The 21,352-nt window shown below is 41.0% G+C and carries 15 protein-coding genes, 1 pseudogene and 1 CRISPR repeat array (1 of these 17 cut by a window edge); of the genes and pseudogenes, 13 read left to right on the forward strand and 3 right to left on the reverse strand.

The annotated features are described in order from the left end of the window. A CRISPR array of direct repeats spans positions 1-1,194; the repeat unit is 28 nt; unit sequence GTTTTTCCCGCACTCGCGGGGGTGATCC; it begins 119 nt to the left of the window's first position. A gap of 656 nt (positions 1,195-1,850) precedes the next feature. Continuing rightward, a pseudogene (locus tag FGK98_RS02175) lies at positions 1,851-2,081 on the forward strand (hydroxymethylglutaryl-CoA reductase, degradative); the annotation flags it as partial. Positions 2,082-2,115: 34 nt separating this feature from the next. Here FGK98_RS02175 and FGK98_RS02180 read toward each other — a convergent pair. Beyond that, the gene (locus FGK98_RS02180; protein WP_138099835.1) at positions 2,116-3,081 is read right to left on the reverse strand and encodes a LacI family DNA-binding transcriptional regulator; all 966 of its coding nucleotides are present in this window, start codon (positions 3,079-3,081) and stop codon (positions 2,116-2,118) included. After that, on the reverse strand, positions 3,062-4,516 hold the full coding sequence (locus tag FGK98_RS02185; protein ID WP_138099836.1) for a sucrose-6-phosphate hydrolase: 1,455 nt from the start codon (positions 4,514-4,516) through the stop codon (positions 3,062-3,064). The genes FGK98_RS02180 and FGK98_RS02185 overlap by 20 nt, the downstream gene beginning before the upstream one ends. Before the next feature lie 378 nt (positions 4,517-4,894). Between FGK98_RS02185 and FGK98_RS02190 the strand changes: the two genes are divergently transcribed. Together FGK98_RS02190 and scrK are read left to right on the forward strand one after the other, a co-directional pair. Next, a complete protein-coding gene (locus FGK98_RS02190; RefSeq protein WP_138099837.1) occupies positions 4,895-6,844 on the forward strand; it encodes a sucrose-specific PTS transporter subunit IIBC in 1,950 nt (649 codons plus the stop codon). Between the two features lie 157 nt (positions 6,845-7,001). Next, the gene (scrK, locus tag FGK98_RS02195; protein WP_138099838.1) at positions 7,002-7,889 is read left to right on the forward strand and encodes a fructokinase ScrK; all 888 of its coding nucleotides are present in this window, start codon (positions 7,002-7,004) and stop codon (positions 7,887-7,889) included. Between the two features lie 46 nt (positions 7,890-7,935). On the opposite strand, the gene FGK98_RS02200 is transcribed toward scrK, so the two are convergent. Beyond that, the gene (locus FGK98_RS02200; RefSeq protein ID WP_138099839.1) at positions 7,936-8,553 is read right to left on the reverse strand and encodes a TVP38/TMEM64 family protein; all 618 of its coding nucleotides are present in this window, start codon (positions 8,551-8,553) and stop codon (positions 7,936-7,938) included. A gap of 232 nt (positions 8,554-8,785) precedes the next feature. Here FGK98_RS02200 and FGK98_RS02205 point away from each other — a divergent pair, with 232 nt between their 5' ends. From FGK98_RS02205 to metE, 10 genes are all read left to right on the forward strand, one after another. Continuing rightward, positions 8,786-11,848 carry a type I restriction endonuclease gene (locus FGK98_RS02205; RefSeq protein ID WP_138099840.1) on the forward strand — a complete coding sequence of 1,021 codons (3,063 nt, stop codon included), beginning with the start codon at positions 8,786-8,788 and terminating at the stop codon, positions 11,846-11,848. Beyond that, positions 11,848-13,452: an HsdM family class I SAM-dependent methyltransferase gene (locus tag FGK98_RS02210; protein WP_138099841.1), complete on the forward strand. Its 1,605-nt coding sequence runs from the start codon at positions 11,848-11,850 to the stop codon at positions 13,450-13,452. Before FGK98_RS02205 ends, FGK98_RS02210 begins: the two co-directional genes overlap by 1 nt. After that, entirely contained in the window at positions 13,445-14,668 is a 1,224-nt protein-coding gene (locus FGK98_RS02215) for a restriction endonuclease subunit S (protein ID WP_138099842.1), read from the forward strand. Before FGK98_RS02210 ends, FGK98_RS02215 begins: the two co-directional genes overlap by 8 nt. Before the next feature lie 21 nt (positions 14,669-14,689). Beyond that, the gene (locus FGK98_RS02220; RefSeq protein WP_138099843.1) at positions 14,690-15,319 is read left to right on the forward strand and encodes a hypothetical protein; all 630 of its coding nucleotides are present in this window, start codon (positions 14,690-14,692) and stop codon (positions 15,317-15,319) included. After that, complete coding sequence (locus FGK98_RS02225; RefSeq protein WP_000048910.1) at positions 15,312-16,316, forward strand: hypothetical protein; 1,005 nt, start codon at positions 15,312-15,314, stop codon at positions 16,314-16,316. Before FGK98_RS02220 ends, FGK98_RS02225 begins: the two co-directional genes overlap by 8 nt. A gap of 134 nt (positions 16,317-16,450) precedes the next feature. After that, positions 16,451-16,789, forward strand: coding sequence for a type II toxin-antitoxin system RelE/ParE family toxin (locus FGK98_RS02230; protein WP_000767874.1), 339 nt, complete (start codon positions 16,451-16,453; stop codon positions 16,787-16,789). Further along, complete coding sequence (locus FGK98_RS02235) at positions 16,782-17,867, forward strand: HigA family addiction module antitoxin (RefSeq protein ID WP_138099844.1); 1,086 nt, start codon at positions 16,782-16,784, stop codon at positions 17,865-17,867. The genes FGK98_RS02230 and FGK98_RS02235 overlap by 8 nt, the downstream gene beginning before the upstream one ends. Positions 17,868-18,019: 152 nt before the next feature. Further along, positions 18,020-18,424: a YbgA family protein gene (locus tag FGK98_RS02240; RefSeq protein ID WP_138099845.1), complete on the forward strand. Its 405-nt coding sequence runs from the start codon at positions 18,020-18,022 to the stop codon at positions 18,422-18,424. Further along, positions 18,408-18,770 (forward strand): TIGR02328 family protein, encoded by a 363-nt coding sequence (locus tag FGK98_RS02245; RefSeq protein ID WP_138099846.1) that lies wholly within the window; start codon positions 18,408-18,410, stop codon positions 18,768-18,770. The genes FGK98_RS02240 and FGK98_RS02245 overlap by 17 nt, the downstream gene beginning before the upstream one ends. A gap of 244 nt (positions 18,771-19,014) precedes the next feature. After that, positions 19,015-21,264 carry a 5-methyltetrahydropteroyltriglutamate--homocysteine S-methyltransferase gene (metE, locus tag FGK98_RS02250; protein ID WP_138099847.1) on the forward strand — a complete coding sequence of 750 codons (2,250 nt, stop codon included), beginning with the start codon at positions 19,015-19,017 and terminating at the stop codon, positions 21,262-21,264. Positions 21,265-21,352 lie beyond the last annotated feature (88 nt).

Below are 21,352 nucleotides of genomic sequence, written 5' to 3' on the forward strand. Positions count from 1 at the left end.
TATGTTTTTCCCGCACTCGCGGGGGTGATCCTACAAGGCGACTAGCCCGTAACATTGCCCGTTACGTTTTTCCCGCACTCGCGGGGGTGATCCTACATTGCAAAGATCCCACGCGCCAAGATAGCCGTTTTTCCCGCACTCGCGGGGGTGATCCTATCAAACATCTGGACAGGCACATCACTCTGGCGTTTTTCCCGCACTCGCGGGGGTGATCCTAGGCGAGAATTGGCAAAGCTAGTGCAAATGCCGTTTTTCCCGCACTCGCGGGGGTGATCCCCCCTACCAGATGTTTCTGACATAGAAATTTCAGTTTTTCCCGCACTCGCGGGGGTGATCCTTGAGCAACTTATCAATGGGCAAAGTAGTATTTAGTTTTTCCCGCACTCGCGGGGGTGATCCTGGATTGGCTGAACCACTTACATAAAAGTGGGGGTTTTTCCCGCACTCGCGGGGGTGATCCCAAAAGGACAAAGATGGTAACGTTGAATTTAAAGTTTTTCCCGCACTCGCGGGGGTGATCCTAAGAAACGTGGTGCTGGTTGGCTTTTCAGAACGTTTTTCCCGCACTCGCGGGGGTGATCCCAATCGTAGATTTTATATCAGCACATGCTAATTGGTTTTTCCCGCACTCGCGGGGGTGATCCTAAAACCTACGACATCATACCAGTCATGCGACAGTTTTTCCCGCACTCGCGGGGGTGATCCTAATCATTTCATCAAATGTTACCATACCCCGAAGTTTTTCCCGCACTCGCGGGGGTGATCCTACAGCATCAAACACAAAAGCGTAGTACGTTCGGTTTTTCCCGCACTCGCGGGGGTGATCCCAAATCATGGTTCTACTTCGACAGTCGTGGATAGTTTTTCCCGCACTCGCGGGGGTGATCCTGATCCGACTGAGGGCTTTGTAGTCGCTCGTAAGCTTTTCCCGCACATACGGGGGTGATCCCGCTGGTGCAAGTAGTTGGCTTGCTCAGGAAGCGTTTTTCCCGCACACGCGGGGGTGATCCTAAGGTTTTCGTTGAGGAGCATAAGATGTACCGGTTTTTCCCGCACATGCGGGGGTGATCCCAGAATCTATAATATGTAGTTACAATTTGAGTTGTTTTTCCCGCAGAAGCGGGGGTGATCCCACACCTTTAGGTTGCAAGTTCAATTCCTTCAAGTTTTTCCCGCAGAAGCGGGGGTGATCCCTTGATTCAAAATAAACAATAAAAAAGGAGAATGTTTTTCCCGCATATGCGGGGTGATCCTCACTGTTGCTGGCACTAAAATTGATGAAACAAGTTTTTCCCGCAGAAGCGGGGGTGCTCCTACCATGTTTCACGATTTTTAACCCAGCCTTTAGTTTTTCCCGCAGACGTGGGATTGATCCCATTCGCTTCTGACCGTTGAAATAGAAACCTTGGTTTTTCCCGCATACGCGGGGGTGATCCTACAGAGTACAGAGTTTCTGCCTCAGTCGTGTTGGTTTTTCCCGCACACGCGGGGGTGATCCCGGGAGCATGCTTACCCATGCTTATGGCAAGGTGAGTTTTTCCCGCACACGCGGGGGATTGACTACATAAAATGAGATATAAGAAAATATCCCTATTGAAAACTGGTAAATTAGAGATAGGAGTGTTTTTTATAGGAAAAAAGCATATTTTGTGTCAATGAAGATATCTTACATAACAAAGGAAAAGACAAGTAAATCGAATGAAGTCATCATGGAGACATTTGGTAACAATAACATCAGTTGGGTAAAAAACTTGTAGCAGAGTATAAGAAAATTTGTCTTGCATCTGTTGTCTTAGAGAGTTTCAGAACTAAATGCTCAACATTTTTTGATTGGAAAAACGAGACTAAAATCCTTAGCTCAAATTATCGTTTCTATCGAACTGGCACAAAACTTTGCGGCCCTCAAAGCCTTGGTGAGTACGGGCATCCAGCAAGGCCACATGAAGTTGCAGGCCAAATCCTTAGCTCTCCTAGCTGGTGCTAGTGAATCTGAAGTTGCTCCCCTCGTTGAGCGCCTTATCGCAGAGAAAACCTTTAACTTAGAGACAGCCCAGCGCTATCTAGAAAACTTCAGAACATAAAAAACTCAGACGAATCAGTCTGAGTTTTTTGTACTTATATACTTTTTCCAGACAATAGGGTGACTGGTAAGAAGTAACCAGTTGTCGCAACTTCCTTGCCTTCGATCTTTTGCAAGAGGAGATCAACAGTGAGTTGGGCAATCTCTTTCATAGGTTGCTTAATCGTTGTCAGGTGAGGATAGTAGTTCTCGATAAAGTAAGTCCCGTCATAGCCGATGACTTTGAGCTCTTCAGGAACAGAGATTCCCAGTTCCTGGGCGATTTTGATAACTAGGATAGCTGTCAGATCATCTGAAGCAAAGATAGCATCTGGTTTCTGATGGGTCAAGATATTCTTGATTTCCATTTCCTTTCTGACGGGAGAAAAGTCACTCGAAACATTGATAATAGGAGCTTTTGGGAGAACAGAGGCAAAGCCAGCATGACGCAGTCCAGTAGGCGAGTTGGAATTGTCGTTCCCTGTAATCATGATGATAGACTGGGCACCGGTCTTGACCAAGGTTTGGGCAGCGAGAACCCCGCCACCGTAGTTGTCAGAGGAGACAACAGGAATGTCTGGAGACAAGTTTCGGTCAAAGGAAATGATTGGGGCTGTCACACGATTGTAGTCTTCGATTCCCAAGTTGTGACTTCCAGAAATGATACCGTCCACCTGATTGGCCTCCAGCATTTCAATGTACTCACGTTCTTTTTCAGAATCGTGTTCGCTGTTACAGATGATGGTCTTGTAGCCATTCTTGAAGAGCTGGTGTTCCAGCTTGTCAATCAACTCAGCATAAAAGACATGACTAATGTTTGGGAAAATGAGTCCAATCAACTTGGCAGATTTTCCTTGGAGACTTCGAGCCAGATTATTGGGCTTGTAGCCTAGTTCTCGCATGGCTTCATTGACCTTGAGAATGGTTTTTTCAGACAGATAACCTTTTTTATTGATAACCCGTGAAACGGTAGTGGGGCTGACGCCAGCAAGTTTGGCGACATCAGTCAGTTTTGCGACCATAATCTAATTCATAGTAGGTTCCGGTTGGCTTTCCAGACTTGATCAGGATACCATTTTGGTCTGCACGCGGAAAGACGCGACCAGAAAATACTTTTTCTCCTTTGTTGATGAAAATTTCAAAGACTGAGTTGTCGATGAAGATGTTAGCAGTAGTAGCTTGCTTGTCGATTGGGCAAGAACGAGTCGTACCAAATTCTTGGGCATACTGTTCACCAGCTTGGCTACGATCCACTGTCACTTGACCATTTGCAAGGTCAAAGTTGATTGAAAGTCCTTTTCCTTCTTTATCAGCAAGTAAGACAATCTCGCTCTGGCTATTGGCTTCCAAGTTGAGCTCCAGTTCATAGCTGTTATTCGTTTGAGCACGATTTGAAAAGGGTTCTTCAAAGACACGAAGGTCCTTGATAGCTGCGACAGGGTATTGGTAGAGTTTGCCATCTTTGATAGTGAGTTCCTTGACCAATGAGAAAGTTCCTTGGTGGTCAAAACGATCAGATGGGTAGGCTACATCTGGTAGCCCAAGCCAGCTAACTGCCAGAGCACGTCCGTCTGGAGCGTTAAAGGCTTGAGTCGCATAGGCTTCAAAACCGTAGTCTAGGTTGTGAAGGGGTGACACATCTGCCATTTGCGCCTTTTCAGGATCAAAGGATGCCCCGATTTTGTACATGTTTGGATAGATATTGTCATAATCCAGAACTTGTTTGTCCAATCCCTGTGGGCAGTAGAGAAGGACAGGTTGTTCACCGATAAAGACCAGATTTGGACATTCCATCATATAGGCAGTACGGTCGTTAGCAAAGTCTAGGTCACCAATCTCCTGCCAGTTGGTGTAGTCATTATCAATAGCCTTGTAGAGACGAACAAAGCCTTTTTTCTCCAAGTCCTGACCACCCACGATAGCATAGTATTGGCCCTTGAAGTTAAAAATTTGCGGGTCACGGAAGTGGTCGGTAGAGTCTGCTGGTTGGTCAATCAAGATCTTATCAATCTTGGTAATCTTACCATCTTTTCCCAAAAGAGCACCAACCTGGTATGGGTGACGAATCCAGTTTTCATCACGGACATTCCCTGTATAGAATAGGAACAACTGATCGCCAAACTGCATGGCGGATCCAGAGTAGGCACCGTGGCTATCTAATGGAGTATCTGGCAAAATTTTGACTCCAGTTTCTGTAAAGTGCACCAGATCATCACTTTCAAGCTGCACCCAAGACTTCAAACCATGAGCTGCACCAAAGGGGAAATTCTGGTAAAAGAGAATCCATTTGCCATCAAAGTAAGAAAATCCATTCGGATCATTGAGAAGCCCCATTTTAGGCTCGGCATGGTAATGAGTATGCCATGGAGATTGTGCCATCTTTTCCTTGATTTGCTTGATTTCATTATCTGTCCAATCTTCATAGCGTCTGTAGCGACGCTCTGTTGTCCATTCCATTTTATCTTTCCTCCTAAAGTTCTACTATCTTAATAGTAAACGTTTTCGGCCAAAAAAGCAAGTCTTTTATGTTAAAAAATAGCAAAAAAATGTCAAACGATTATCATAAAATAAAAGAAAAAATTCAGCTGATTTTCACGAAAAGATGAAAAAAAATGAAAAATAAAAGCTTTGAACCCTCTAATATAAGGATATTTTTATGAGAAAATGACAGAACCCACTCAAAAACTACCATAAACGATCCTAAGCAAGAGAAAGAAAATAAAAATTTCTGCAAAACGCTTGACATATTTTAGAAACATGATAAAATAATAGTCGTAGGGCGGATAAAATCGCTTTCAAACACTTTACAAAATTTTATATAAGGAGATTATTGCTATGGATTATAATAAAGTAGCTTCCGAGGTCATAGAGGCTGTTGGAAAAGATAATCTAGTAGCTGCAGCGCATTGTGCCACTCGTCTTCGTCTTGTATTAAAAGACGAATCAAAAGTGAATCAAGCAGCTTTAGATAATAATGCTGATGTGAAAGGTACATTTAGCACAAACGGACAATATCAAATTATTATTGGTCCCGGTGACGTTAACTTTGTCTACGCAGAAATCATCAAAAAAACAGGTTTGAAAGAAGCTTCAACAGATGATTTGAAAGAGATTGCTAATAAAGATAAAAAGTTCAATCCTTTGATGGATTTGATTAAGCTCTTGTCAGATATCTTTGTTCCAATCATTCCTGCTCTGGTTGCAGGTGGTCTTTTGATGGCATTGCGTAACTTCTTGACATCGCCAGATTTGTTTGGACCTCAATCAATTGAAGATATGTACCCTGCAATCAAAGGCTTCTCAGCTATGGTTCAATTGATGTCTGCAGCTCCATTTATGTTCTTGCCTGTTTTGGTAGGTATTTCAGCAGCTAAACGCTTTGGAGCAAACCAATTCCTTGGTGCAGCTATTGGTATGATCATGACCACTCCAGATTTGGGTGGTAAAGAAGCTTTTTGGGATATTTTAGGTTACCATGTTACACAAACAAACTATGCTTACCAAGTTATTCCAGTTCTTGTGGCTGTCTGGTTATTGGCGACTCTGGAAAAATTCTTCCACAAGAAATTGCCATCTGCAGTTGACTTTACTTTCACACCGCTTTTGTCTGTTATGATTACAGGATTCCTAACTTTTACAGTTATCGGTCCTGTGATGTTGGTAGTATCTGATGCGATTACCAATGCGATTGTATGGCTATACAATACTACAGGTGCCTTTGGTATGGGTCTCTTTGGTGGAACCTACTCATTGATCGTTATGACTGGTCTTCACCAATCATTCCCTGCGATTGAAACACAGTTGCTATCAGCTTACAATAATAACGGTACTGGATTTGGTGACTATATCTTTGTTGTTGCCTCAATGGCAAACGTGGCACAAGGTGCAGCCACACTTGCTATCTACTTCTTGACTAAAAATGCTAAAACTAAAGGCTTGTCAGGTTCAGCAGCTGTTTCAGCCTTCCTTGGTATCACTGAGCCTGCTCTCTTTGGGGTAAACTTGAAATACAAATTCCCATTCTTCTGTGCTCTTGCTGGTTCAGCAGTTGGTGCCTTTGTGGCAGGATTAACTCATGTCATTGCAGTTTCTTTGGGAGCAGCTGGCTTTATCGGATTCCTTTCCATTAAGGCAGGATCAATCCCTATGTATGTGATTGCAGAACTCATTTCCTTTGCTGCAGCCTTTGCTTTGACTTATTTCTATGGTAAAACAAAAGCGGCAGGTGTATTTGCTGATGAGGCCGCAACAGTAGCGGCTGCAAGTGTAGCTGAAACTAAGGTTGAAGCAACAGCTGAAGCGTCAGTATCTGAAGAATCTGTAACTAACAAAAACGAAACAATCCAAACTCCTATCGTTGGTGATGTCGTAGCGCTTGCTGATGTGAATGACCCAGTCTTTTCAAGTGGTGCAATGGGACAAGGGATCGCTGTAAAACCAAGCCAAGGCGTGGTTTACGCACCAGCTGATGCAGAAGTATCTATCGCATTTCCAACAGGTCACGCCTTTGGTTTGAAGACAGCCAAGGGAGCTGAAATCTTGATCCACGTTGGTATTGACACTGTGTCTATGAACGGTGAAGGCTTTGAAGCAAAAGTTGCTCAAGGCGACAAGGTCAAAGCTGGTGACATTCTCGGAACCTTTGACTCAAACAAAATCGCTGCTGCAGGTCTTGACGACACAACAATGGTTATCGTAACCAACACGGCAGACTATGCTTCTGTGACACCAGTCGCAAGTGGTTCAGTTGTCAAGGGCGACGCGATCATCGAAGTGAAAGCCTAATCCTCTTCAAGAATCAAATCCAAAAACAAAACGAACAAATGTCAGGTTTGTTCGTTTTTGTTAGATGGTAAGATTTACAGAGGAAAATCTAAAATATAGAGAAATGTAGCTCTTCAAAATGTGATATAATAGAGAAAACAAAGATAAGAGGTTTATCATGACAAAATTATACGGAAGCTTAGAAGCAGGCGGTACAAAGTTTGTCTGTGCTGTCGGAGATGAAAATTTTAACATTGTAGAGAAAACACAATTTCCTACAACAACTCCTATCGAGACTATCGATAAAACCATTGAGTTCTTCTCAAAATTCGATAACCTTGCAGGACTTGCCATCGGTTCATTTGGTCCTATTGATATCGACAAAAATTCTAAAACTTACGGTTTTATCACCACTACTCCAAAACCTCACTGGGCAAATGTCGACTTGCTTGGTGCCCTTCGTCGTGCCCTTAATGTGCCCATGTATTTCACCACAGACGTAAACAGCTCTGCCTATGGTGAAGTCGTTGCCCGTAACAATGCTGGCGGCCGTATCGAGAACTTGGTCTACTACACAATCGGTACAGGAATCGGTGCAGGTGTTATCCAACGTGGTGAGTTTATCGGTGGTGTAGGTCATCCTGAGATGGGGCACTACTATGTAGCCAAACACCCAATGGACGAGGAGAAAGAGTTTAACGGTGTTTGTCCTTTCCACAAGGGCTGTTTGGAAGGCTTTGCTGCTGGTCCAAGTTTGGAAGCTCGTACAGGTATTAGAGGTGAAAACATCGAACTCAACAACTCTGTCTGGGACGTCCAAGCCTACTATATCGCTCAAGCTGCTGTCAACGCGACAGTGACTTTCCGACCAGATGTCATCGTCTTTGGTGGTGGAGTCATGGCCCAACAACACATGCTGGACCGTGTGCGTGAAAAATTCACAGCTCTTCTCAACGGCTATCTACCAGTACCAGACGTGCGTGACTACATCGTGACTCCAGCAGTCGCAGGCAATGGTTCCGCCACACTTGGGAACTTTGTCCTTGCTAAGAGTGTCGCAAAATAAAACAAACAAAACATCCGTTTGGTTTTCCAAACGGATTTTTCTATTCTCAAAACATCTGCCAGAAGAAATCAATAATATAGGTCAAACCATAAGTATAAACCACTAGGGTAAAGGGTTTGGTCAAAATGATAATAATCATATAGCGCTTGAAGGTCATCTTGGTCAGTGCTGCCAGCATGCAGAGAAAATCAGCTGGGCTAACTGGCCAGATCATCATAAAGATAAAGAAACGATCGAAGCGATTGCCCTTATCGAGCCAACCGATGTACTTATCATAGGTGCGCTTGCTGACGACGGACTGGACAAAGGCAGCTCCGTAGAGGCGCACAAGGTAAAAGATAATGGCACAGCCAATCACGATGCCGATATAGTTATAGATGGTTCCGATGATGTGACCGTAAATAAAGACCCCAGCCACTGAGGTCAAAGCTCCCGGAATGATCGGAACAACGGTTTGTAGGATCTGTAAAAAGATAAAGAGTGGCGGTCCCCAAACCCCAGCTTGCTGGATAAAGGTCGATAGGGTTTCCTTGGATTGTAACACTCCTGCCTGATAGGCCCAAATACAGAAAATCAAGGTGCCGACTCCCCCGACGATAGATGAGATATTGATGACTTGCTGCAGAAGGGGAGAAACAGCTTTCATTTGCTTATCCTGTGACATGTAAACTCCTCATAGATAGTATGATACTACTATACCATATTTTGGGAAGAAAAACTATTTAGATTATTGGGGTGAAGTTTGGTGAGCATAAGGTTTTTTGAAGGGAATATGATATAATAATGAGGATAGTGAACCTGTAAGAAAAGGGTAAATAGGGACATAGCACGGTTGGAACAGCTAAAGTAAAATAGATAACAAAATAGCCTGTTCTAACAACAAAGGAAGGTTTTTTATGGCAAAAAGAAAAGATTTTTCTGAATTAACGAGAGTTCAGATCCCAGCGGCCTTGCATCTCATGCGCCTGGGTTATACTTATCTGCCTCGAAACAGCAAAGAAATGATAGAAAGAGATCCAGATACCAATATTCTTGTATCTGTTTTTAAGGAGCAATTTTTAAAATTTAACAACTACTTGACAGAGGATGACTTTGAGAGAGAACTGGCTAATATCAAGTTGGAACTAGACCAAAATGATCTGGGACGTTCTTTCTTTAAACGAATACAAGGTCAGGAAAATACCGTATATATTGATTGGGAACACCCAGAAGCAAACACCTTCCATCTGGCACTTGAAGTAACCTGTCAAAATGGTCAGGATGAGTTCCGTCCAGATATTGTCATCTTTATCAATGGCCTGCCCCTTTCTTATATCGAAGTTAAACAGCCCAATGCTATCCGAGATGGTAAGACAGGCATCCAGTCAGAGCAGGACAGAACCAGATACCGATTTGAAAACCGTAAATTCCGTCGTTTTAACAACATTACCCAGCTCATTGCCCTTTCTGATAACTTGTCCTACATCAGCGGACAGGGGCAACAGAAGCAAGGTTCTTACTATGGTTCAAATGCCTATTCAAAAACAAAATTTAATGCTTTCAAGGAAGAAAGAGAAGAAGATTTCCTTCATTCCCTTGCCATGCTAACCGAGGACCAAATCGACTTTGTCCTAGAAGATATGAAGCGCTTTGCCCTCAAATCTCAGCCAGAGTTTACAACAAACCTAAACCCTGATACACCTTGCAATGCCTTTCTGTCTTCTTTGTACCAGAAGGAACGTCTGCTCTTTATGCTTCGTTTTGGTCTGGTCTATGTCGAAGAAGAAAGCAAGGACGGGCAGATGCAATTGCAAAAGCACGTCATGCGCTATCCTCAGTATTTTGCAACACGTGCTATCGAAGAAACAATTGCAAAAGGTATCAAGAAAGGGGTTATCTGGCATACACAAGGTTCAGGTAAGACTGCCTTGGCATATTTCAATATCCGCTATTTAACTCATTATTTTTCAAAACAAGGGATTGTACCTCAGTTTTACTTTGTCGTGGACCGTTTAGACCTAGCTGACCAGGCCTTTAAGGAATTCACCAAACGAGGACTCAAGGTTAAGCGCATCAATAACCCACAAGAACTGAATCAAAAACAAGACGGCTATGACGTAGCTGTGGTTAATATCCAGAAGTTTAAGGATGATTCAGACCTGACTGACCGCTCGGGCTATGACCTCAATCGTCAAAATATCTACTTTATTGATGAAGCCCACCGTTCATACAATGAACGAGGCTCCTACCTGCCAAATCTCTATCATGCAGATACCAATGCTATCAAGATTGCTTTGACGGGAACGCCCCTCATCACCTATAAGAAAGATGGCAAGACTAAGGAAAGTCATGCGACGACGCGAGATATTTTTGGAGACTACATCCATAAATACTACTACAACCAGTCCATTGATGACGGCTTTACCCTACGCCTGATGCGAGAAGATATTGAGACTTCTTATAAAGATAATCTCAGATCTATCAATGAAGAAATTCAACGAGGCGATCTGTCCAAGGAAGATATCTTTGCTCATCCTCATTATGTAGAGCCCATGCTTGATTTTATCATTGAAGATTTTAATCGAGCGCGTGATTTGGTCTTTGATGACCAGACCATCGGGGGCATGATTGTCTGTGATTCTTCCAAGCAGGCTCGTCAGCTTGAAAAGCAGTTAGTAGAACGACGCAAAGCTGGAACAACCAACTTGACCTCCGCTCTTATCCTCCATGATGAGGGAGACAAGGAAGAGAAGAAGGACAAGGTAGATGCCTATAAGGAAGGTAAGATTGATCTGATCATCGTATACTCCATGCTCCTGACAGGTTTTGATGCCCCTCGTCTCAAGCGCCTCTATCTAGGGCGCAAGATCAAGGCCCACAATCTCCTTCAGACCTTGACTCGTGTCAATCGTCCATACAAGGACTATATCTTTGGTTATGTTATTGACTTTGCAGACATCTCAAAGGAGTTCGACAAGACCAACCGCGCCTATCTAGAGGAGTTAAATCAAGAATACGACATTACTCTGACTGGAGAAAATGGGGAAGATGTCTTTGGTTCTCTATTTGTGCCAGCTGAGGAAATTTCTCAGGAACTCAGCAAGACAGAGCGCATTCTCATGGACTATCCAACCTCTAATCTAGAGTTTTTTTCTCAAGTTATCAATGATATTAAGGATAGAAAGGAGTTAAATGACCTTCGTAAAGCCCTAGAGTCTATCAAGCAGTACTACAATATCGCTCGTTTATTAGGCTATGAACATCTGCTCCAACAGATTGATATTGCTCAGATCGCAACTCTGCTCAATATCCTCTCCAGACGCTTACTAACCTTGTCCTTGATTGACAAACCAGATGAGTTTTCAAGCCGAACCCTTTTAAACTTGGCTATGTCTGAGACCAGCTTCAGCTTTGTCAAGATTGCAGAAGAAGAACTTCGTCTAGCAGCCAATGACCTGGAAGATTTGAAACGTCGAGTGGCAGGTGGGATTAAAAAACAACGTGATGAAAAGGATCCTGAGTGGGTCTCCCTCTATGAGGAATTCCAGCGCATCATGAAGAAACACTTGATCCATGGCCAAGAAGGCTTTACCATGGAAAATATCAAGGAAACGCAAAAAGACTATGAAGAACTCTTTAAGTCTGTGGAGGACTATCATACTCGTATGAGACGCCTAACCATGAACTTTAACGGAGATGAGATGGCAGCTCGTTCCTACAAGCACGTGACCAACTCGACTATGGTCAGTGATTTTCCTGCTATTTACCATGTCATCAAGGGTTCTAAAGTCAGACTAGACCGTAAAATCGGTCAAAATCAAGGAGTACTCGATAACGAGGACTTTCTCAAGAAAATGATTCGAGAAGAAGCTCGGATTGAAATGAAAACTAACGAATCTGCAAGTAGTTTGACAAGAGAGGATTTTAATTATATCGTCGAGTCACTATTTGAAGGATATGAAGAGGAATACCAACACTAATGAATGAAACATACAAAGCCCAAGTCAAAGACTTGGTAGATGATTTGAAAGCTGTCTTTACCCACGCGGGACTAGGAGGAGAAGCGGGTGAGTACAAACTCCTCACCCAGTCCTTCCTCTACAAATTTTTAAATGACAAGTTTTTGTATCAAGCCAAGATCCTAGATGAGTCCAACACCTATGAAAACTTGTTGGCTATGAGTGAGGAAGACTACGACTGGCTCTTGGAGGATATCGGTACCAGCACCGCTTGGCTCAAGCCAGACCAGTTGATCGAAACCCTCCACCGTCAGCAAAATGAGCCGACTTTCTACGAAACTTTTGAAAATACCCTCAACCAGATAGCCATTGACAATAACGATATCTTCTCTGTGCATACAGACGGCGACATATCTATTCGTCTCTTTGATGAGCGTTTGATTACAGATACCATATCAGATAGCAGTAAGCGCAACGAAGTGGCAAAATCTATCATCAATCTCCTTGCTCGTGTCAAGTTTGACGAAGATATCTTTTCACAAGGCTTCGACTTTTTCTCGACTCTCTTTGAGTATATGATCAAGGACTACAATAAAGATGGAGGTGGCAAGTATGCCGAGTACTATACGCCTCACTCTGTAGCTAAGATTATCGCGGATATCTTGGTAGGAAATGACCAGCCATCAAACGTGCGCATCTATGACCCATCTGCTGGTTCTGGAACCTTGCTGATGAATCTGGCTAGTCGTATCGGTGTGAATAAGACCACTGTTTATAGTCAGGATATCTCGCAAAAGTCATCCAATCTCCTCCGTCTCAATCTGATCTTGAATGGACTACAGCACTCCATTCATAATATCGTACAGGGAAATACTATCATCGCCAATCGTCATCCTGAAAAAATGGACTATATCGTGTCTAACCCTCCTTTCAAGCTGGACTTTTCAGAGTGGCGTGACCAAGTGGAGACCTTGCCAGAAGCCAGTGAGCGTTTCTTTGCAGGGGTGCCAAAGGTTCCAGCCAAGTCTAAGGACAAGATGGCGATCTATGAGCTATTTGTCCAGCATATCATCTACTCCCTGAAACCAGATGGTCAGGCAGCTGTTGTCTTGCCGACAGGTTTTATCACTGCCCAGTCAGGGATTGACAAGACTATCCGCCAACACCTGGTGGACAATCAAATGCTGGCAGGTGTCGTTTCTATGCCGTCTAATATCTTTGCGACAACAGGTACCAACGTTTCCATCCTATTTATCGATAAGAAAAACAAGGGAGATGTCGTCCTCATCGATGCCTCAAGCCTCGGAACCAAGGTCAAGGAGGGCAAGAACCAAAAGACCGTGCTCTCTCCTGAGGAAGAGCAGAAAGTCGTCGAGACCTTTATCAAGAAAGAAGCCGTCGAAGACTTTTCTGTCACGGTCTCTTATGAGGATATCAAGGAGAAAAACTACTCTCTCAGCGCAGGTCAATACTTTGACATCAAGATCGACTATGTAGATATCACAGCAGAAGAGTTTGAAGCCAAGATGACCGCCTTTCAAAACAAACTCTCAGACCTCTTCCAGCAATCGCATGCACTGGAGCAGGAGATTGAAGAGCAGATGAAGGGGATCAAGTATGAGTAGTATAAGGCTAGGGGAGATTGGAAAAATTTCAATGTGTAAGAGAATATTGAAATCTCAGACAAATGAATTTTCAGGAATCCCTTTTTATAAAATCTCAACGTTCGGTGCTACTCCGACAGTCTATATTGATGAAAAGATTTATCGTGAATACAAAGAAAAATATTCATATCCTAAAAAAGGTGATATTTTAATTTCTGCTGCTGGAACAATTGGGAAAACAGTAATATTTGATGGAGAAGATTCTTATTTTCAGGATTCCAATATAGTATGGATAGAAAATGATGAATCAAAGGTAACAAATCAGTTTCTTTATTATTTTTTACAGACAAATCCTTTTATTACCACAAATGGAAGTACCATAAAAAGATTATATAACGATAATTTAAGAGATACTAAGATACCGAATGTTCCTTCAATCCAACAACAAAATCAAATAACAGATATTTTGGGTGCTTTAGACAAAAAAATCCAAACCAACAACCAAATCAACCAAGAGTTGGAAGCCATGGCTAAGACCCTCTATGACTACTGGTTTGTCCAGTTTGATTTCCCAGACCAGAATGGCAAACCCTATAAATCATCAGGCGAAAAGATGGTCTATCACCCAGAACTCAAACGCGAAATCCCAGAAGGGTGGGGAGTGGAGAAGTTGGGGGATTTGGCACAATTTAAAAATGGTATTAACTATGAAAAAATTTCTAGTGGAAGTGAAAAGGTTAAAATCATTAATGTTAGAAATATCTCATCATCAACAATATTTATCAACCAAGCAGACTTAGATGAAATATTTTTAGAGAATGATAAATCAACAAATTTTATTGTTAATGAGAGAATGATTTTAATCACAAGAAGTGGTATCCCAGGAGCTACACGCTTAGTGTCAGAACTTGAAGCAAAAACTGTATATTCTGGATTTATTATTGCATCAGAAGTTAATGATTTGATTTATAAAAATTTGATTTTCTGCTACTTAAAAAATGTTGAAGAAGTATTAAAAAATCAATCAGCAGGGACTATCATGAAAAACATTTCTCAATCAGTTCTTACTGATATGGTTATTTCACTTCCTCCCCAAAATGTTCTGTTGAAATTTAATTCAATCATTGATAACTTACTTGAACAAATGAAAAATGTTCAAAAACAAAACCAAGAACTCACCCAACTGCGCGATTGGCTCTTGCCAATGCTGATGAATGGACAGGTGAAGGTGGAGTAGGAATAATAGGAGGTAGTTTAAATGTTTAATGATAATGTTAGCAAAAAGTTTAAATTAGCATACTTTATCTCATCGTTTTTATTAAGCTATTTATTTCTTATTATAATTATGTATGTTCAATATGTAGAGACAAATGGAAAAATATTTCCCGATTTTCAAATGTTGGTAACTACAAAAAAGATAGCCTTCATTTTTCTAATTATATTATCTTTATGCTCATTAAGTTCATTATTCTATGTAAAGCGTAAGATTTCAGAGAGCAGGAGCTATTTGAGAATTAACTCAGAAGAGGGTCGGTTAGGATACTCCTATAATAATGGAAGTAGGGAATTTATTTTAGGAGTTTTATTACCAGTAGTTACAACAATTTCAGTTCCTGAAGCTCCTATAACAGGAATTGTTGGGGTGTTACTGATTCAAATAATTTTAGGTTATTTTTTCTGGAACTCAAATGAACTGTTTGTTAATGTCCCCCTAATGGTCTTTGGCTATTCGTTGATTGTAGGAAAGAAAGGTAATCAAGATTTACTACTATTTATTCAAAAACAAGATTTAAAAAAATTATTAGGTAAAAATATAAATTTTGTTTATTTAGGAACAGTTACAGATAGTAATCTAGGTATTGTCGGTGAGGAAATTGGAGATGAGTAAAGTGTTAAAAAGAGTTGTTTTAGCTCAAGTAAAAGAAGATGAAATTGTTGTGAAGTATTTAAATACTGCAGATAATGAATTAGAGAATATACAGAAGAATATAGAATTTCCAAATAATGATAAATTAAAAGAGATAAGTGATTTAGGAATTTTTGATAATCCAAAGAGCTTTTCAATTGAAAAATTGACTGCAGGAAGTCCTTATTATAAGCTGATTGATTTTTTTGATATTGATTACTCAGAGCCAGAAAGCAGATTGAAGAGTATTGATGATATTGAGTTTTCAAATTCTCAAAATGGATTCAAACCAAATCTTGTTTTATACTATTTTTTGAAGGATAAAGAAGAAATCATTTTAATTACGCCTTTAAATTTAAATAAATTATTGGTGAAAGATAAATTATTTTTAGGTTTTAAAAAACGAACTGGTGTTAATAATGGAATTGATATGATTACTCATGAAATTAAAGATAGCATAGAATTACCTATGTCAAGTTTTATTTGTATGATTTCTAAAGAAAATGATACTACTTTTTCAATAAATGTTTATGATACTTTTAAAGTTGATAAACAATTTCAACTCTATGCTCATATAAATGACTATGCTAAAAAAGTTTTAAATCGATTTAACAGCAGTGATCAAAATAAATTTTTGTTAACAACTGATAAAATTGAAGTTCAAATTGATAATATTGATTCAATAATGAATGTTGTTACTGATAATGAGGCTTTATCGAAATCACTATCATTTTATAGTGGTCATGGTAATAAAATGATTAATCAAATAACGGGTGAGAAATTATTGTTGGCTATAAATAGTTTGCAAGATCATGTTGAAGATGAAAATAACAAATATACTTTGGAAGACATTCCAAAATATGAAAATGATAAACTTACCGTCTCAGGAAACCAGATTAGAATATTTGTGGCTTTACTAAATAACCAAATTGTAGAAAAAATTCTCAATAACCAGATCGAACTTCCGTATTTTGATTGATTTTTAAATCGATATTAGCAGTGGTTTTCTATCAAATTAATCCCAGCCAAATCAACCTTTGGCTGGCTTTTATTTTTTATTTATGTTATAATTAAATTACCAAAAAGGTAATTTAATTTGACAGAAAGGGACTTATGAAGCTTATCTATACAAACAAAACTGTTAAAAAGCAGTGCACAGAGCTAAGACAGGCGAAAAAGGATTTTTCGGATAAGGTTGCTGTAAAGTTGCATCAGCTGATTAACTTTTTGGAAGTGGCAGATTCTTTGGCTAGTGTGACAGCTTTTCCTAAGTACCACTTTCACCAACTCAAGGGAAAGAGACAGGGACAGTTTGCTTTGGATATAGATGGTCGGAAAAGTTCCTATCGGTTGATTGTCGGTTTTCGTGAGGAGGACCTAGAAAAGGTGTTTCCAAATCCTATTGAAATCGAAATCCTAAAAATAGAGGAGGTCAGCAATCACTATGAGTAATAAAATTGTTGAATACAAAGACCTGATTGCTTTTCATCCAGGTCAGTATGTTGAAGAGTTGATTGAAGATTATAACGTAACGCAGAAAGAATTTGCGGAGCGTTTGGGAGTTTCAGCAAAGACTGTCAGCAAGATCGTCAATGCTGAGGAGTCCATTAGTAAAGAAACGGCTCATAAGTTAGCCAAGCTAAGCGGAGTTTCCATGCAAACTTGGCTCAATCTTCAAAATGCTTATGATGTAAAAGTGGCTGAGATCGCAGAGGAAAGAGAGCTTGAAGAAGGTAGCGAGAAAGAAATCGGTGAGATGATTGATTTCAAGTATTTTAAGGAAAAAGGCTACGTTCCAGAAAAACGCTATAGTTTGAAGGAAAAGATTGTCGAGCTTCGCAAGATTTTAGGTGTGGCAAGTCTAGAAAACCTTACATCGTTTAACCATCTAGTCAGCTATCGGAATACGCGTGAGTTTACGACTAAAAGTATAGTCAACTCCAATATCATGCTGGAGTTGGCATCTAAAAAAGCACGTGATACAACAACTATCAAGCTCAATCGCAGAAAGTTAGAGAAAAGCTTGCCTGCCTTGAGAGAGTTGACCAGACAGGACCCAGAAATCTTTCCACAGCGCTTGTACGATATCTTACTTGATTGTGGTGTTGTTTTAGTCGGTCTACCTGCTTTGCCAAATGCCAATCTGAATGGAGCAACTAAAAAATTCAGTAATGGCAGTGCCTTGCTTTTACTCACGGATCGAAACAAAGCATCAGATATTTTCTGGTTCTCACTTTTCCATGAGATAGGACATATTCTGGAGAATGATTTTTCATCTGATGATGGAAATAGCGAATCCTACCGACTTTCTGAGGAAGAGGCAGATCAGTTTGCAAAAGATCTTTTAATAAGATCAGAAGACTATCAGGCTTTTGTTGAAAAAGGAAACTTTGATAAGTCGGATATCATACGTTTTGCAGAGGAGATAGATATTCATCCTAGCGTCGTTTTAGGCAGACTACAAAATGAGGGTATTCTCAGTTTTGACCGTTTTCGTGAATTAAAAGAAAATTATTACTTTGTTTCTTGAATCTATGGAAATTTGTAGAAGATGAAAATGTTCCATACAGTTAGTAATGATAGCTTCTTTATTCGCTCATAATTCGCTTATTTTTTGAAATAAGACCAAGATACAATTTTGTTTCCATATTTCCTGGAAACTGATAGAAAGTAAAGAGAAACATGGAACAAACTAATCAAAAATCCCAGTGTCAACAACTCTGGGCTAGAAATAAATACCTTGTTTTGAGCCATTCCAGCAATATTTACAATGAGATTCGCCAATATCTCAAGAATGAAGTGGTGGAGGTAAGTCATGTTCAAGAACTAATCGACCGTGCCTGTCAAATCCCAGAACACAGGGGTCAGGTTTGCAATGCCTTTCAGCATATTTGGGGCTATTTCAAAAAGAAAGCGACAGATGTTGAGTGCAAGGACTATATGCTCTTGCTGGATCGCTACCGCTTTGGTCAAACTTCTAAGAAAGACTTGATCGCTAAGACTCGAGACTTGCTGGATCGCTATCCCAATACCTACTTGCAACATTCGACTTTACTGAAAGGAGACGCCCATGAGACTTTGGCATGAGGCTTTGATTTCACACCTTCCCCGTCCTCAACTTTTGGGGCAACATCGGGAGTGTTGCGCCCTGCGTGGCAATGGCTGGGGTAGAAAGCATGCGACAGTGGACTATGTCTTTACCCATTCGCCCTATCGTCTCTATGCCTACCATGACTTGATCATGAAGGAGATGGCTAACCGAGGCTATAAGGTCAGTCCAGAGTGGCTGGATAAAAACTACCGAGGTAAAATTTGTCCAGCTTATGAAGACTTGCCTGAGGAAAAGTTGGGGAATCCTATCTATAGCGAACATGATGCAAGATACTATGAGGAGTGTCTGGCAAATCTCCGAGAGAAGGGGATAGACCTATAGTCTTTTCTAATAGCAAGTCATAGTCACTGATGAGAATCATCAATAGCTCGTTTGAGCATTCTAACTAAAATACAGCCACTAAACAAGCTATACAAAGGATTTGAGACACTGGTCTCAAGTCTTTTTCTTTTGTTCAAAAAAGTGATATAGTTTCAAACTATATCAAAGCCTAATTATTTACAATTATACAGACAGTTTCTTTTCTGTTAAGATAGTTTCAACAACAAATTTTGGAGGACACATCATGTCAACTACGATCATCGGTTTCCCTCGTTTGGGTGAATTCCGCGAATTAAAATTTACAACTGAAAAATACTTTAGAAAAGAAATCTCAGAAAAAGAACTCTTGGCTACGGCTAAAGAATTGCGTGCTAAACACTGGAACATTGTCAAAGAAAAGGGCATCACTGAAATTCCATCAAATGACTTTTCTCACTATGACAACTTCTTAGATGCAGCTTTCCTTTTCAACGTGGTACCTGCATCCGTTCAAAACTTGGACTTGTCTGACCTTGAGCGTTACTTTGCTTTGGGTCGTGGTTACCAAGGAGAAAAAGGGGATGTTCGTGCCCTTCCAATGAAGAAATGGTTCAACACCAACTACCACTACATCGTTCCTAAATTTGAAAAAGACACTCAAGTTAAACTTGCAGGTCACAAGATCTTTGATGAGTTTCAAGAAGCAAAAGAACTTGGATTGAACACTCGTCCAGTTCTTGTAGGTCCATTCACTTTCCTTCAATTATCAGACTTTGAAGAAGGCGTGAAAGCAGAAGACTTCGTAGACAGCTTAGTAGCTGCTTACCAAGAAGTTTTTGCTAAATTGGCGGAACTTGGTGCGACTCGCATCCAACTCGACGAAGCGGCTCTTGTCAAAGACTTGACAGCTGAAGAAAAAGCTCTCTTCTTGAACCTCTACAATAAACTCTTGGCTGATAAAAAAGGTCTTGAAGTCTTGCTTCAAACATACTTCGGTGATGTGCGTGACGTCTACTCTGACCTTGTGAACTTGCCAGTAGATGCCATCGGTTTGGACTTCGTTGAAGGTAAGAAAACTCTTGAACTCGTTAAAGGTGGCTTCCCAGCTGACAAGACTCTTTATGCAGGTATTGTCAATGGTAAAAACATTTGGCGTAACAACTACGAAAAGAGCTTGGCTATTCTTGAGCAAATTCCAGCTGAAAACATCGTATTGACAAGCTCATGCTCACTTCTTCATGTGCCATTTACAACTGCTAACGAAGAATTTGAACCAGCTATCTTGAACCACTTTGCTTTCGCAGTTGAAAAATTAGATGAAATTCGTGACTTGGATGCTATTCGCAACGGTCAAGGTGCAGAAGCTCTTGCTGCTAACAAAGCTCTCTTTGCGACTGAGCGTGTGGGTGAAAATGCTGAACTTCGTGCGCGTATCGCTGGATTGACAGATGCAGACTACACTCGTTTACCAGCCTTTGCAGAACGTGAAGCGATCCAAGAAGAAACCTTCAAACTTCCAGCCCTTCCAACAACAACTATCGGTTCATTCCCTCAAACTAAGGAAGTTCGTGCCAAACGTTTGGCTTACCGTAAGGGTGAACTGTCACAAGAAGAATACGATGCATTTCTTGCTGAAACTATCGACGAATGGATCAAATGGCAAGAAGAAGTAGGATTTGACGTACTGGTACATGGTGAGTTCGAGCGTAACGACATGGTTGAGTACTTCGGTCAAAACCTTTCTGGCTACCTCTTCTCTAAGAATGGTTGGGTACAATCATACGGTATGCGTGGGGTGAAACCACCAATCATCTGGGGTGATGTGACTCGTCTCAACCCAATCACTGTCAAATGGTCTAGCTACGCTCAAAGCCGTACTGACAAACCTGTCAAAGGTATGTTGACTGGACCGGTTACCATCCTTAACTGGTCATTCCCACGTGAAGACATCTCTATCAAGGACTCAACTCTTCAAATCGCTCTTGCCATCAAGGATGAAGTTCTTGACCTTGAAGCTGCAGGTGTGAAAATCATTCAAATCGACGAGGCTGCTCTTCGTGAGAAATTGCCACTCCGTCGTAGCGACTGGTACGAAGACTACCTTGACTGGGCTATTCCAGCCTTTCGCTTGGTACACTCAACAGTAGCGCCAGACACACAAATCCACACTCACATGTGTTACTCAGAATTTACAGATATCATCCCAGCTATCGACAACATGGATGCGGACGTTATTTCCTTTGAAGCCAGCCGTTCAAACCTTGAAATCTTGGATGAACTAAAAGCGAAAAACTTCCAAACAGAAGTGGGACCTGGGGTTTACGATATCCACTCACCTCGTGTGCCAAACGAAGGCGAAATCGACCACACCATCGAAGCCATCCTTGCCAAAGTACCAAGCAAGAAAGTTTGGATTAACCCTGACTGTGGTTTGAAAACACGTGGTATCCCAGAAACAAAAGAAAGCTTGATCCGCCTTGTTGAAGCAGCTAAAGCTGCGCGTGAGAAATTGTAAGATTCGATTTCTCTCTTGACCCTGACTGATCAAGGAACAGCTTGGCCCTAGCTGGCTCAGCAATAATGAAATCAAAAAGAAAAGGATA

Source organism: Streptococcus australis (assembly GCF_901543175.1).
In the GTDB taxonomy this organism is placed as follows: Bacteria; Bacillota; Bacilli; order Lactobacillales; family Streptococcaceae; genus Streptococcus; species Streptococcus australis_A.

What these genes read in the sequence shown, in the direction of transcription:
- FGK98_RS02230 (WP_000767874.1), top strand. Translation starts at nt 16,451, where the DNA reads ATGAAGCTTATCTATACAAACAAAACTGTTAAAAAGCAGTGCACAGAG.
- scrK (WP_138099838.1), top strand. Translation starts at nt 7,002, where the DNA reads ATGACAAAATTATACGGAAGCTTAGAAGCAGGCGGTACAAAGTTTGTC.
- FGK98_RS02180 (WP_138099835.1), bottom strand. Translation starts at nt 3,081, where the DNA reads ATGGTCGCAAAACTGACTGATGTCGCCAAACTTGCTGGCGTCAGCCCC.
- FGK98_RS02210 (WP_138099841.1), top strand. Translation starts at nt 11,848, where the DNA reads ATGAATGAAACATACAAAGCCCAAGTCAAAGACTTGGTAGATGATTTG.
- FGK98_RS02225 (WP_000048910.1), top strand. Translation starts at nt 15,312, where the DNA reads ATGAGTAAAGTGTTAAAAAGAGTTGTTTTAGCTCAAGTAAAAGAAGAT.
- FGK98_RS02240 (WP_138099845.1), top strand. Translation starts at nt 18,020, where the DNA reads ATGGAACAAACTAATCAAAAATCCCAGTGTCAACAACTCTGGGCTAGA.
- FGK98_RS02190 (WP_138099837.1), top strand. Translation starts at nt 4,895, where the DNA reads ATGGATTATAATAAAGTAGCTTCCGAGGTCATAGAGGCTGTTGGAAAA.
- FGK98_RS02200 (WP_138099839.1), bottom strand. Translation starts at nt 8,553, where the DNA reads ATGTCACAGGATAAGCAAATGAAAGCTGTTTCTCCCCTTCTGCAGCAA.
- FGK98_RS02185 (WP_138099836.1), bottom strand. Translation starts at nt 4,516, where the DNA reads ATGGAATGGACAACAGAGCGTCGCTACAGACGCTATGAAGATTGGACA.
- FGK98_RS02245 (WP_138099846.1), top strand. Translation starts at nt 18,408, where the DNA reads ATGAGACTTTGGCATGAGGCTTTGATTTCACACCTTCCCCGTCCTCAA.
- FGK98_RS02220 (WP_138099843.1), top strand. Translation starts at nt 14,690, where the DNA reads ATGTTTAATGATAATGTTAGCAAAAAGTTTAAATTAGCATACTTTATC.
- FGK98_RS02235 (WP_138099844.1), top strand. Translation starts at nt 16,782, where the DNA reads ATGAGTAATAAAATTGTTGAATACAAAGACCTGATTGCTTTTCATCCA.
- metE (WP_138099847.1), top strand. Translation starts at nt 19,015, where the DNA reads ATGTCAACTACGATCATCGGTTTCCCTCGTTTGGGTGAATTCCGCGAA.
- FGK98_RS02205 (WP_138099840.1), top strand. Translation starts at nt 8,786, where the DNA reads ATGGCAAAAAGAAAAGATTTTTCTGAATTAACGAGAGTTCAGATCCCA.
- FGK98_RS02215 (WP_138099842.1), top strand. Translation starts at nt 13,445, where the DNA reads ATGAGTAGTATAAGGCTAGGGGAGATTGGAAAAATTTCAATGTGTAAG.